The organism is Paenibacillus sp. FSL R5-0519 (assembly GCF_037974275.1).
In the GTDB taxonomy this organism is placed as follows: domain Bacteria; phylum Bacillota; class Bacilli; order Paenibacillales; family Paenibacillaceae; genus Paenibacillus.
Genome location: NZ_CP150234.1, coordinates 4,237,275 through 4,250,708 on the forward strand (window position 1 = coordinate 4,237,275; position 13,434 = coordinate 4,250,708).

The window sequence follows — 13,434 nt, forward strand, 5'->3', positions numbered from 1 at the left end:
AATTTCAACCGGAATTGGCTGTGTGGTTTACCTTATATGCATCTCAGACGATAATCCCCTCGATCCAGAATGGATTTAGAGAATCACGCCATCCTTGAATATGGCAATCTCTCGGAATCCATGCTGCTCACTGAGTGTTTGAGACCGCCCTGAAGCAATGTCAATCAGTTGGCTGAACAGCTGTACTTTGACCTCATCCATCGTCTGCCCCTCCAACAGTTGGCCTGCGTTGAAGTCGATCCAGTGTTTTTTTCGATTCGCAAGATCGGATTGAGTCGCAATCTTGACGGTAGGTACCGGGCCTCCGAATGGAGTGCCCCGTCCTGTTGTGAAGAGCACGATATGTGCACCTGCTGCAGACAGTGCCGTGACAGACACCAGATCATTACCCGGTGCTTCTACAATGTTCAGACCGGTTTGAGTTACACGTTTGCCATAGCGCAGAACGTCAACGACTGAAGAACGCCCTCCCTTTTGTGTACATCCAAGTGACTTTTCCTCGAGTGTGGTAATGCCACCTGCCTTATTACCAGGTGAAGGATTCTCATAGATATTCTGGCCATGGTTCACAAAATATTGCTTGAAGCCGTTCACGAGGTCCACCAAATCGTGAAATACCTGCTCATTGGCAGCACGATTCATCAAGATCGTCTCCGCACCAAACATCTCTGGAACTTCCGTCAGAATAGCCGTCCCCCCGGCAGCAACCAACATATCAGCAACCGCACCGACCAGCGGATTGGCTGTAATGCCGGATAAACCATCCGAACCACCACACTTCAAACCAATCTTGAGTTTACTGAGCGGAAGCGGCTGCCGTTGTTCATGTTCGGCGATCTCCACAAGTTCTTCCATCAGTCGAAGTCCTTCCTCAAGCTCGTCATCCGTTTCCTGCGCTTTGAGAAACCGTACTTTGCCTCGGTATTCCGGAGAGATACACTCACGGAATTCATCGACCTGATTGTTCTCACAGCCCAGCCCGATGACCAGCACACCTCCAGCATTCGGATGCTCCACCAAAGAGGCCAGCAACTGTTGTGTATACTTCAGATCATCGCCAAGCTGTGAGCACCCGAATGGATGTGGAAAGTGAAATACACCATCTACCCGGCTTCCAAACTGGGACTGACCCATACGTGCCAAAGCTTCACACACTTTATTGATACATCCAACCGTGTTCACAATCCAGATTTCATTACGGATACCTGCTTCACCATTGGGACGCAGATATCCATCGAATGAGCGCAGATGTTCCGGAGGCATGTCCGTCTGAATCTGGACTCCCGGTTGGTACTCATATTCAAGTAATCCGTGCAGACCCGTCTTCAGGTTGTGACTATGAATCCAGCTTCCCTGCCTAATCTGCTCTTTCGCAATCCCGATGGAGAAACCATACTTCATCACATCATCACCCGGTGCCAGCGTATGAACAGCAATCTTATGCCCTTTGGGCACGTCATCCAGCAAATTAAAAGAAACTCCGTCTGGCAGTGTAATCTGTTCTCCTTTGGCATAATCACGAAGCGCTATAATGACGTCATCCTGTGGTTGAATGGCAATCCAATCATTGATTGTACTTGTTGTGTTCATTTCGCTTCACCTTCCAACAAACCGATTTCACGAACAAGTGCTGCACGCAGCCCTTCTCTTGCATCCAGATTTTCGCCCCAGATCAGAGTATCCGACAACACAGCCGCTACCCGGTTGTCCAGTTGCTTCTGATCCCTGTTGAGCGTGTCATAACCGTCCCAGTGTGCGGCCAAAGCATCCAGCACATCGGGGTCATCCCGCAGCAGAATGTCATCCCCATTCAGTCGTTGTGCCTTGTAACCCTCTGGCGTATTCACAGGACGATAGAGACATAATAATCCAGCAAATCCTTCAATTAAACGTACTGGCCAACTTCCCTGATTTTGCTCGTAAGACAACAGTGTAGGCAGCACACGAACCTTGAATTTTCCGATCGTATTCAATGCAATATCTTGCAATTTGTGATCAATGTACGGGTTAAGGAAGCGTTCGAAGACTTCTTCCGCATATTGGTCCAGCTGATGATCGGGCATATCCAGGGCAGGAACGATCTCCTGATGCACAGCTTCCCTGATCCATGAGCCAAAATGCGGATCTTCCATCGTTTCTCTCACATGCTGCTTGCCTTGCAGAATGCCGAGGGATGACATTAAGGTATGTGCCCCATTCAAAATACGAACCTTGCGTATCTGGAAAGGCTTCAGATCTTTCACCCAATGTACATTGAGACCTGCCTGCTTAAGAGGAAGTTTTTTGTCCAATGATTCATCACCCTGAATAGCCCAGAAATGATATGGCTCTGCCGTATTAATCAACTGATCCTCATACCCCCAGCGATTCGTCAAGGAATCAGCTTCCTCCCGGGTCGGCGCACCTGTCACAATTCGATCTACCAGATTGTTCAGGAAATGATTATGATTCTCGATCCATGAACGAAAACCATCTGAATACCCATAATCCTCACTATGCTGGAGGACACAACTGCGCAGCACATTCCCATTGCCTTCAAGCAGCTCACATGGCAGATGAATCAAACCTCTGGATGGGTCACCATCAAATTTCAAATATCGCCGATGCAGAAACACCGTTAATTTCCCCGGAAAGGATTGAACCGGTTCACCCTCGATATAGTCGGCATACGAATATTTCAATCCTGATTCAGTTGTATTGGAAATAACGAACTCAAGTGAAGGCAGTTCCGCCAAGTTCAGAAAGGCATCCCATTCCTCATACGGATTGATACACTGTGAGAAAATGGAGATCAACTCTGTCCGCTCAACCGGCTTCCCTTGAGACAGACCTCTCGTAATCATTGTATATAATCCATCCTGATCGCGAATCTGTTCCAGCTTGGCCTTGCCTCCCGGTCGTGGTTGGGTAACAGCTACACTTCCATGGAATTTGCCTTGTCTGGCACTCTCATGAAGCATCCAGTCTGCAAATCCCCGCAAGAAATTACCTTCTCCGATCTGCAAAATCTTCACGGGGCGCTCCATAATCTCCTTGCACTTGCGCTGACCGTCGCTCCCCAGTAAATTCAGCTTCAACCCTGGCCGTTTCGTGCTTGCCGACATGGACACTCACCTCATCGATTATTTGTACTGTCGGAATGCAGTTCGAAGGCTCTGCACCCTTTTATTGTAAACGCTTTAAATTCATTGTATCATCAATAAAAGGAAATTAAATTGCTTATATTGCGGTAAATATACTCTCTCATGACCAGGTATAACATCTCGTTGAAGACGATCGTCTGGAAAGGAGTCTTTATGGAACGTTCACCTGTTCGTACAACTATTCAGGCAGAATCCGGTATCCCGTTCCGCCTGGTGTACAGCGACACCAAATCTCCCCAGAATGAATTGCCGGATCATCTTCATGACTGGCATGAAATTATCTATGTATATCGGGGTCAGGGAAGCATCTTTATTGATACAGGACTTGAAAGTATGCAGGAAGGAGATCTGTTCATTATTCCGGGCAGCACAGTTCATCGAGCCTTGCCGGATGCAGGCAATCCTGTCACATCTTCCGCATTGTTCTTCAGCCCGGGATTGCTGGCCTCGACCGCTGGAGGCGCTGCTTCTTCTATGTTAAGCCTGTTTGAACGTTGTCGCAGACAACGAGTGTATAAGAGACATCTGAGTACACAAGAGCAATCACAGGTAGCAGCCCTTATTGATGATATACAGACCGAACTTCAGCTCGGTCATCATCTAAGCGCACATGCGGCCCTGTTGAGGCTACAACTGTTGCTCATTTTTCTGGAACGTCTGGAAGCTGCGGGACCTGCGAACCCGGGGAAATCCGCTGCGGGACCCTCATGGCTCTCTTCTACGATCTCTCATATTGACGATAACCTTCGAAATGGCCTATCCCTGAATGAACTGGCTCAGTATGCTGCGGTATCACCAGCCCACTTCAGTCGTGCCTTCAAACGATACACGGGCATGACTCTAACGGATTACGCATTAGCCCGAAGAGTTATTATGGCGAAAGAACATCTGGTGCAGGGCGATGAGACGATGGCAGCCGTTGCTGATGCTTGCGGGTTCGACAGTCTGCCTCACTTTTATCGTCAATTCAAAAAATTGACTGGTACAACTCCCGCAGCTTACCGCAGAGCCATGAACAGCTCACGTTAAACTAAAACCGGCCTGGACGTAGTTCTCCCGCTTTAATCATATATATCCACATATTCTTCCATATGGTAGATGTGGTATGATAATCTGGATTATTACTTGTCGGAAATATTGCATTCCGTTGTCAGAGGAGCTTGGCAGTCCATGTTAAACGAATTGAATCGCAGGAATATTGGCATCTTCGCCCATGTGGATGCGGGGAAAACAACCACCACTGAGCATATGTTATATGAGAGTGGTGTCGTCCGCAGTCCGGGACGTGTAGATGAAGGAACAACCGCCACAGACTCACTGGACATTGAAAAGGAACGTGGCATATCCGTTCAGGCAGCCATGACCTCTCTGATCTGGAAGAACACCATCATTGACCTCATTGATACACCTGGACATATTGATTTCAGCTCGGAAGTCGAGCGAGCACTTCGGGTGATGGACGGCGCTATACTCATTCTGTCAGCAGTAGAAGGAATTCAAGCCCAGAGTGAGGCCATCTGGCATGCCCTTCGTTCACTCCGCATCCCAACCATCATTTATATTAATAAAATGGATCGGATTGGCGCATCTGCCCCAGCAGTCATGGAACAGATTCGTTCCACCCTGTCCCCTTTCGCATGCGAAATCCAAACGTATCAATTCCAAGAAGATACATTTCATGGCATCAACTCCCTATGGAATGATAATCAGGATACGCTGTCAGATCTCACACCATCCATCCCAGGTCTGGTCGAGATACTCGCTGAACTGGACCCAGAAGTCATGGAAGCCTACATTCATGAGACTCCATTATCCCAAAGGGATCTGAATGAAGCCTTCTTGCGGTATGTGCATCAGGGTGAGATGTTCCCTGTGTGTTATGGTGCCTCCGGCAAAGGAATCGGTGTCACGGCATTGCTGGACACGGTCCTTGCATTTCTGCCTCCACCTGCACAACCTGTGGATTCCCCCGTATCGGGTGTTGTGTTCAAGATTGAACGTGACCGCACGATGGGACGCACGGCCTACGTTCGCATGTATGGCGGCAGTCTCCACAACCGGGATACCATTCATAATTCGACGCGGGAACTTGAAGAGAAAGTGACGCAGATTCGCCGTATGGATGGACGGAAATGGGCCGATACAGGTAGCGTTCACGCAGGGCAGATTGCGGCACTGTTCGGACTGAGTGATACACATGTAGGGGACATTATTGGCAGTCCCGAGGGTGTGCCTCCTTTGCCACAGATGGCTATGCCTTTGTTGACCGTACAAGTGCATGGCAAGAACCCGGCGCTGTATCCCGATCTTGTCGCAGCATTGCAAGAGTTGACGGATGAAGACCCCTTACTTGACCTGCAATGGTTGCCGGAGGAACGAGAGCTGCATCTCAAGGTCATGGGAACCATTCAGCTTGAGATTTTATCCAGCCTGTTACGGAGCCGTTTCGGTTTGGATGTTGTGTTCGATCCACCATCCGTTATCTATAAGGAAACGCCTCGTGCAGCCGGGGAAGGTTACATCGCTTATACGATGCCCAAGCCCTGCTGGGCCATCCTGCGCTTCAGGATTGAACCTTTGCCACGCGGTAGCGGTCTGATCTATGCCTCAACCGTAAGGACCGATGATCTGCTGTTACGTTATCAGAATGAAGTTGAACGGCGGATTCCCGAAGCCTTGTCTCAAGGTATGCTCGGTTGGGAAGTAACTGACCTGCGTATCACGCTGGTGGAGGGAGAACATCATGTCTGGCATACCCATCCGCTGGATTTTGTCGTAGCCACGCCTATGGGAATCATGGATGGATTGGCTAGAACAGGTACCACGTTGCTGGAACCCCTTCTTCAGTTCCGACTAACGGTCCAGGAGGAATATGGCGGTAAGGCCCTTAGCGATCTGGTACATATGCGGGCAACCTTCGAAGCCCCTGTCATCGGTAGTGGACGCTGTATTATTGAAGGACTTATGCCTCTTGCAACGTCAATGGATTATCCGGTGAAGCTGCGTTCCGAGACTGGCGGCCGCGGAGTGCTTACCACTTCATTTGCCGGATACCAGGATTGTCCTGCGGATGTGAACCCTGCTCGCAAACGCAGAGGAGTTAATCCGTTGGACCAATCGAAATATATTTTAAGTGTACGTAATGCGATTACATCATAATTGGAGTTGAACCTGTGCTTATTAAATTTCTCATCTTTGGCCTTCTATGGCGGATTGTAGGTAATCCGTTCATTGCCATCCTCATTTTGCTCGTTATCCTGTATTTTCTGGATCGTCGATACGTTGGGGTGTTCCCAAGCTTCACCAGACCTCTCAAGCGTATGCGTAACATCTCCCGGCTTCGCCAACAGCTTGCCATGAGTCCCAATGAAGTGTCTTCCAAGCTGGAACTGGCTCGCCTGTTAATTGAGCGCAAACGTTACACTGAGGCACATGCCTTATTGCTTGAACTGGAGCGCCCATACGAACAATCCGCCGAGTATTGGGAGGCACTGGGAACCACTGAGCTTCACCTGGGCAACATCGAAACGGGAGAACGTCACATTTTAAAAGCCCTTGAGATCAACCCCAGAGTCAAGTACGGACGCCCGTACTTAACCCTTGCCGGTGCCTTCAAAGATACACATGAGGATAAAGCGCTGGATTATGTACATCAATTCCAGGAGATTCATTCCTCTTCCAGTGAAGCGTATTATCTGCTCGGCTCGGTCCATCGTTCCCTTGGACGTAATGCAGATGCGAAGCAGGCTTACGAGCAATCGTTGAACGTATATCGTTCGTTGCCCAAATACAAGAAACGTCAGGAGCGCCGCTGGGCTGTCCGCAGTTGGTTCCGCAAACGTGGATTGTAGTGTCATCCGTTATCCGATGTAATCTTCAGATATCACTCTTCTAACTAATAAAAGTGCACTGATCTCTGCCCTCGTATGAGCAGAAACAGTGCACTTTTTTCATAACAATGATATTAATATACCAAAATCTCACGCAGGCGTTCTTCATTCAGACGCATCCAGTCCATCCGCTGTTTGAGCTTCCTAATCTGATCCACAGCCACTTCCGGCTCATCTGTGCCCTCGAACATCCGACTGATGAAATGCATGACCACATCCAGACTGCGCAGCAGAATTAATCGAGGAATGGCTAACAACTCTTCCGGTTCAAGGCTGACCTGTTCCCGAAATCCCCTGATCAGTCCCTCTTGTGCCTGCCACATCCAATCTTCACTCTTGTCCATGGTAAGAAGATCAGACATCGGAACAGCCAGCTCCATGACCCGCAAATCCCATGTCGCAAATTCAAAATCCAAAATGGCACAGATTTCACCATCCTGCTGATCTGACAAAACATTCGAGGCATTCACGTCCCCATGGACCAATTGATGCGGCAACTGTTCCATTCCCCATAGGGCTTCAAACAGATCTGGCAGCGTATCCCTCAGTTGCTTCAGCTCATGCGCACATGCGACCAATGACTCTGGCGGCGATGCGCATAGTTGTAATAATCGTTCTGGTGAACAGAGCGGATATGCGTCCTGAATTCGATAGTACGGTGGATACACAGGTTCAAGTGGTATATCCAGCGTTGCCATAACAGAAGACAGGGCCCCCGCCGCTTTACCGAGTCCATATAATTGGTCTGGCTTATGCCAGATGGGATTGACACCTTCCCGATAATGAAACAGCGTCGCAATTTTGGTATGACCTGTGAGGGGATCTTTTACAGGAAGAAAGGTATCCCCCTCGCCAGATAACCGCCTTACAGGCGAAGGTGTATCAAGCTTAAAGTTCGAACGTTGGAGGGCTTCCAACACCTCGTGTTCAAAGGTGATTTTCATCGGATCATTATGTGTTTCATATTGTCTCATTACGTAACTCGTCCCGTCTATATGGAGCATGTAGGTAGAGTTATTCATCCCACCTTTTCCACGCTCACCTATCCAGTCCGATGTGAAACCATAGGAGGCCAACACTTCGGATATACGTTGCTGCTCTGAATGATGGAGGGAACCGGATTCGATATTTTGCACCAAAAATTAACCCCTTTATCTCTCAAAATGGAACGGTCTTTTATTTATCTTAAAGGAAGTCCATCGCTCGGTCTAGTTCTGTTCCAATGTGATCAAGAGAACGGATAATATCCGGTTCGATTAAGCTGCTCTGCAATAACACGATAGCCTCTCGCATTGGGATGCACTCTGTCCCAGAACAACAGCTCACGCTCACGACCTTCGAACTTGTCATAAACCTGAGCACACGCATAGTTGCCCGATCCCGCTCCATTCAAAAATGAATTATATTGCCGCACCCAGTAGGCTGCTTCCGTCGCTTGTGGATACGGGTTGTACAATCCGATAGATCGGACCATATACTCACTATTGCCCTTTAACTGCCGAATGTGCCTCATGATCTGGGATACATTACTGCGGGTTTCTCCAAGCACCTGTGTCATTTTACTGGCATTGGGTATGCCGCCACTTGATTTAAAGGTACGAATCAGATCATTCCCGCCAATGGATAATGTAATGATATCCGCTTCACTCAGCGATTGCCGTACGCGGGGATGCGAAGAAATCATCTGCAACATCCCCCCAGACGTCAGTCCATTTACGCCCATATTTTCCATGGATACAAATGTACGAACATTCATTTCTGCCATTCGCCGATATAAAGGAACAAAGCCGGTGCCCAGCAACGCTCCTGTACCGACCGTTAATGAATCTCCCATAGCCACATATCGATATACCATCCCGTCGCCCCTCTCTGCTGTGAATTCCTGAACAATAATGAACTGCTCTATATCTTATGATGAGAGGCAAGACAAGGCGCGGGATGGTGTCCTTAGGCAAGCACCTTTCTTTTGCTGTACAAGACCCTTGTTCTTCTGTAGAGGTAAAAAAGAAAAAGCCCTGCCGCATAACACGGCAGAGCCTAATCCATTCATTGCAATGCATTATATTACATGCCTATGGTCCGATCCGACTCAACGGAATCCGCCTGTTCCTTGTTAGGGAATGGCCACCAGTTCGCCCGGCCAAACATCTTCACCATCACTGGAACGAAGAATGGCAGGAACAGCAGAGAGTACAAGATCAGCCCGCTCAGAACGACTGTAGCAATCTGCATCATCGAGAGAACACCGGATGGATACATCGCAGCAAAAGTTCCGCTCAGAATGACCGCTGCAGATAGAATAACGGTTCCCATGTTTTTCATCGCGTACAACATGGCATCCTGTACTTTCATGCCTTTGTTCTCATTGAAACGGTCCATCAGGAAGATGCTATAATCCACACCGAGTGCAATCAGCATAACAAATCCGAAGAACGGAGTAACCCAGCTGATGCCTGCGAATCCGAGAATATTAACAAACACCACTTCGGTTAACGCCATCGATGTAAAATAAGCCAGTAATAAGGAAACGATCAGATACAATGGCATAATGACCGAGCGAAGCAGCACGACCAGAATAATGAATGTGCCCGCCAGCATCAGCATTACAGTACGTGTATAGTCGTTGTTTGAGATCTCTTGCAGATCTGCAAACGTACTGGTAACTCCGCCTATGGCGATGTCTGCTTTTTCAAGCGTACTGCCTTGTACTGCGCGATGTACAGCTGCTTCAATATCAGGAACACGATCAATGGCTTCTGTGCCGTATGGATTCTCGGCGAAAATAACGTCAATTGTCATCGTTTTTCGATCTTTGGACAGATACGTATCAAATACCTGTTTGAAGTCTTTGTTGCTCAGTGCTTCTTCCGGAACGTACCAGCCTGCCAGATCGGAATCTGGTGAATTTTGCAATTGTGTCAGATAGTCCTGTGCTGAATCCAGTCCCCCGGATACCTGTTTGATGCCATCGACACTTTGGTTCAGTCCATCTGTCAGTTGTGTCAGCTGACCACTCAGATCCGAGAAGCCTTGCTGAATTTTCTCCTGACCACCCTGAAGCTGGCCAAGTCCATCCTGAATGGAAGGAATCTCACTAATGACTTTCCCCTGACCATCAGCAGCCTGTTTAAGACCGGATTGCAACTGACTGATTCCCGTTACAATTTGGCCCAGACCATCAGCAAGAGCCTTCTGTCCGGCTGCTGCGGAGGCAAAACCTTCATTGGCCTGATTAATTCCAGCAGCGGCTTCTCCCAGCTTGGTCTGAATCTGACCCAAACCTTGAGCGAGCTGCGCTGTACCAGAACCTGTTTCACCAATCGTACCTTTGATACGCTGGTAATCAGCATCTTGCTGTAATTCAGGATATCGCTCTTCAAGTGCTGTGAAGGATTCGGAGAGACTGGTCAAAGCTGTTGAGACCCCACTTAGTTGTTGCTCCAGTTCACGAGTTCCTTCCCCCAGTGCAGCGACACCAGCTCCCGCCTGACGATAAGCTTCAAGTAACTGATTATTCGCCTGCGCAAGTTGATCTGCACTCGTTTTGGCTTGCTGAAGCCCGGCTTTTAATTCCCCCGCACCTGCGGAACCATCTCGAATACCTTTTTCAATCTGCCCAAGTCCCTCACTGAGTTGCGTGATACCCGATTGCAACTGCGAGGTGCCTTGGGTAAGTTTTCCTGCCCCATCAGCAGCTTCTTTTAATTGGGGTTCATTTTTACTTAGCTGACTGCTGGCTTCACTCAGACCATCACGGATTTTATCCAGACCCGTCTTGCCTTCACCCAGTCCATCCGATAATGTTCCCACTTGCTGTGTAACTTCAAAATCTTTGATCTCATCACCCGTAGGTCGTGTCATACTGCGGACACCAGAGACGCCGGCCACTTTCTCTACTTCCCGACTAATTTTCTCGGCTACGGCCATATACTTCGCATTATCCATCGCTTCATCGTTCTGGATGACGATCTGACCTGGCAGGGATTCACCCGGACCGAAGCTGTCGGAGATAATGTTGAATGCTTTTACGGAATCATATTTCTCACCAATCTCATCGAGACTGTTGAACGACAGTTTGCCATCGTAGGTTGCCAATAAAGGCACACAGACAGCTGCAACGATGAGCAGCGCAGCCCATGGACGTTTCAGTGAGAAGCGGCCAGCTACACCATAGATCTTGCTCTCCGCATGTTCAAGCGAACCCTTCGACGGCCAGAATAACTTCTTGCCCAATACCGCCATGAAGAAGGGAACGATCGTCACCAAGGCGAGCATCATTACGGCAATACCCACAGCTACGGCAACTGCAGAACGATACAACATAAACTGGGCAAAGCCGATCGCAATGAATCCAACCAGCACGGCCAGTGCTGAGAAGAGTACCGTTTTACCCGCAGTACGATAGGTAGCAATGATGGCGTCCCACGTATTTTCATGATGAGCCAGTTCTTCCTTGAACCGACTGATTAACAGGATGCAATAATCCGTACCAATCCCAAACATAACGGCGACCATAAAGATCTGTGTAAACGTTGATATCGGGAAGTCGACTCCATCCACGAGGAATGCAACAATCTGTTGCGATACAATGTAACTGATCCCCACCGTCAGTAGCGGTACAAACGGAGCTACAAACGAACGGAACACCAGGAACAGAATGAGTAAAATAAAGACAACGGTAATATATTCCGACTTCTTGAGCCCCTCTTGGGAACTTTCAATGGTATCCTCGTCAATCAGACCTTTACCGGTTATGTAGTGCTCAACATTGACGGACTTCAATGCTTCATTCAGGTCTTCCCGCATTTCCTTGACTGTACGATCTCCCTGATCAATAGATAGCGACGTTAATATCGTTTTGCCATCAGCCGAGATCATCTTCTCGGACAATTCAGGCTGAGAGAAAGGTTCCAGAATGGACAGAATGCCCAGCTTCTCTTTGTCGGCCTCCAATTGTTTAACAGCCTTCTCTGCCTCTTGTTTCCCCGTGGTACCCAGACCATCGGGATTATAAAATACAAGAGCAATTTGGCTGCCCTGCTGTTCCCCTTTTTGTGCCGCAGCTTCATTCAAAATCTTTGCAGCCTGGGTGGAAGAATACCCTTCAGGAACCGAAAACTGTCCCTTCTCCCGGATTAATTCACTCATGTTAGGGGCGGTAAACATCAATACGGCAGCTACAACAACCCATAGCCCCATTAACCACCATCTTGCTTTCAGTATCGCTCTCATTCGTTCTCCTGTCCTCCTTCATGCGTTAGCAAAGCTGCCAGCTTCTCAAAAGATTCAATGAAAATCCGAACCTCTTCCGGTGTAAAATGAACCAGATACGGCTCCAGAATCTGCTGTATTTCCTGTTCTGTCTCCCTGTATACCTGTCGCCCGTTGTCCGTCAGAGTTAAATATACGACCCTGCGGTCACGTTCATCCCCTGCACGATCGACCAGATCACGATCCACCAGTTTGTTGACCAGAGCAGTAATACTGCTCTTGCCTATGCATAATAGTTCTGCCAGATCAGAGGGCGTACAAGTCTGCTTCTCATTAATAAGTCGAAGGGAACAGAACTGATCCATCGTCAAAATCTGCCCTACACGTTCACGTATCTGGGTATCAAACCGTTTGGTTACCAGGAAAGAAGCATCCAAATAGCGATTAACCAAACTTCCAGCATCCGGTATGTTCATTCATCATTCTCCTTTCGCAATATAGTTCACTTAACGAACTATTCTCCTGTGAAACTATTCTATAATGAAACTATATTAAAAAGCAATACTTTACTCCTGCTTTTTTTGATGAGAACAATAAAAAAACAGGACGTCCGACTCAGCTAATTGCCAAATCCAACATCCTGTAATGCGTATGCTCTATTTATTTTATAAAGTAGTAGAACACTTCTGCGTTATTCTTCGTCTGTATCTTCCTCTTTTTCAAGTACACAACGGAACCGCTCCACACCTGGATAAAGCTCGCCCAGACTATATACGATGAATCCCGTATTCCGGTAAAACTCCAGGGCCTCCAGATCCGTCTCTGCAATCAAAGTGTCAGGATTATATTTCTCCAGCAGCTGTGAAATCATGCCGCGACCATAATTTTTGAGGCGGTTCTCCGGCAGAACGGCAATATGGTGGATGGTAATCTCGCTGGAGCCTGTATGCTCATAACCGATCAGACCGATCAATTGCTCCTCTGCTTCGTATCCTGCCAGATACAGTTCGTCATTCTCTACATATTGTTTCAACGCACGTTTCAGATGATCCGGATCAGGAAAGACCGAGTAAGATAACAGCTCCTGTACTACCGGCTCTTCTATGCGTGATTTCAAATTAATTAACACCCTTATTCCTCCTATACCTTGCTTGTTTCCGTTACCGTATTGTAGTCGTTAGCCTCGCAAA

Annotated in this window: 10 protein-coding genes; 3 read left to right on the forward strand and 7 right to left on the reverse strand. The window is 48.1% G+C overall.

Annotation, left to right across the window (positions count from 1 at the left end):
• Positions 1-75: 75 nt before the first annotated feature.
• Together MKY73_RS19015 and MKY73_RS19020 are read right to left on the reverse strand one after the other, a co-directional pair.
• The gene (locus MKY73_RS19015; RefSeq protein ID WP_339303028.1) at positions 76-1,590 is read right to left on the reverse strand and encodes an altronate dehydratase family protein; all 1,515 of its coding nucleotides are present in this window, start codon (positions 1,588-1,590) and stop codon (positions 76-78) included.
• On the reverse strand, positions 1,587-3,104 hold the full coding sequence (locus MKY73_RS19020; RefSeq protein ID WP_339303029.1) for a tagaturonate reductase: 1,518 nt from the start codon (positions 3,102-3,104) through the stop codon (positions 1,587-1,589). The genes MKY73_RS19015 and MKY73_RS19020 overlap by 4 nt, the downstream gene beginning before the upstream one ends.
• A gap of 192 nt (positions 3,105-3,296) precedes the next feature.
• On the opposite strand from MKY73_RS19020, the gene MKY73_RS19025 reads away from it, so the two are divergent.
• The 3 genes from MKY73_RS19025 (at position 3,297) to MKY73_RS19035 (ending at position 6,994) form a co-directional block, all read left to right on the forward strand.
• A complete protein-coding gene (locus MKY73_RS19025; RefSeq protein ID WP_339303030.1) occupies positions 3,297-4,172 on the forward strand; it encodes an AraC family transcriptional regulator in 876 nt (291 codons plus the stop codon).
• Positions 4,173-4,313: 141 nt separating this feature from the next.
• On the forward strand, positions 4,314-6,302 hold the full coding sequence (locus MKY73_RS19030; protein WP_339303031.1) for a translation factor GTPase family protein: 1,989 nt from the start codon (positions 4,314-4,316) through the stop codon (positions 6,300-6,302).
• Positions 6,303-6,316: 14 nt separating this feature from the next.
• On the forward strand, positions 6,317-6,994 hold the full coding sequence (locus tag MKY73_RS19035) for a tetratricopeptide repeat protein (protein WP_339303032.1): 678 nt from the start codon (positions 6,317-6,319) through the stop codon (positions 6,992-6,994).
• A 113-nt stretch (positions 6,995-7,107) separates the two neighbouring features.
• On the opposite strand, the gene MKY73_RS19040 is transcribed toward MKY73_RS19035, so the two are convergent.
• The 5 genes from MKY73_RS19040 to MKY73_RS19060 all read right to left on the reverse strand — a co-directional run bounded on the left by MKY73_RS19040 (position 7,108) and on the right by MKY73_RS19060 (position 13,373).
• Complete coding sequence (locus MKY73_RS19040; RefSeq protein WP_339303033.1) at positions 7,108-8,169, reverse strand: phosphotransferase; 1,062 nt, start codon at positions 8,167-8,169, stop codon at positions 7,108-7,110.
• Positions 8,170-8,261: 92 nt separating this feature from the next.
• Complete coding sequence (locus MKY73_RS19045) at positions 8,262-8,888, reverse strand: GDSL-type esterase/lipase family protein (RefSeq protein ID WP_339303034.1); 627 nt, start codon at positions 8,886-8,888, stop codon at positions 8,262-8,264.
• Positions 8,889-9,097: 209 nt separating this feature from the next.
• The gene (locus tag MKY73_RS19050) at positions 9,098-12,265 is read right to left on the reverse strand and encodes an MMPL family transporter (protein WP_339303035.1); all 3,168 of its coding nucleotides are present in this window, start codon (positions 12,263-12,265) and stop codon (positions 9,098-9,100) included.
• Positions 12,262-12,720: a MarR family transcriptional regulator gene (locus MKY73_RS19055; RefSeq protein WP_339303036.1), complete on the reverse strand. Its 459-nt coding sequence runs from the start codon at positions 12,718-12,720 to the stop codon at positions 12,262-12,264. The genes MKY73_RS19050 and MKY73_RS19055 overlap by 4 nt, the downstream gene beginning before the upstream one ends.
• A gap of 215 nt (positions 12,721-12,935) precedes the next feature.
• Positions 12,936-13,373, reverse strand: a complete 438-nt coding sequence (locus MKY73_RS19060; protein WP_339241456.1) for a GNAT family N-acetyltransferase — start codon at positions 13,371-13,373, stop codon at positions 12,936-12,938.
• Positions 13,374-13,434: the final 61 nt, after the last annotated feature.

Coding starts and splice junctions, on each gene's coding strand:
- MKY73_RS19030 (WP_339303031.1), top strand. CDS start 4,314: ATGTTAAACGAATTGAATCGCAGGAATATTGGCATCTTCGCCCATGTG.
- MKY73_RS19050 (WP_339303035.1), bottom strand. CDS start 12,265: ATGAGAGCGATACTGAAAGCAAGATGGTGGTTAATGGGGCTATGGGTT.
- MKY73_RS19045 (WP_339303034.1), bottom strand. CDS start 8,888: ATGGTATATCGATATGTGGCTATGGGAGATTCATTAACGGTCGGTACA.
- MKY73_RS19020 (WP_339303029.1), bottom strand. CDS start 3,104: ATGTCGGCAAGCACGAAACGGCCAGGGTTGAAGCTGAATTTACTGGGG.
- MKY73_RS19055 (WP_339303036.1), bottom strand. CDS start 12,720: ATGAACATACCGGATGCTGGAAGTTTGGTTAATCGCTATTTGGATGCT.
- MKY73_RS19025 (WP_339303030.1), top strand. CDS start 3,297: ATGGAACGTTCACCTGTTCGTACAACTATTCAGGCAGAATCCGGTATC.
- MKY73_RS19015 (WP_339303028.1), bottom strand. CDS start 1,590: ATGAACACAACAAGTACAATCAATGATTGGATTGCCATTCAACCACAG.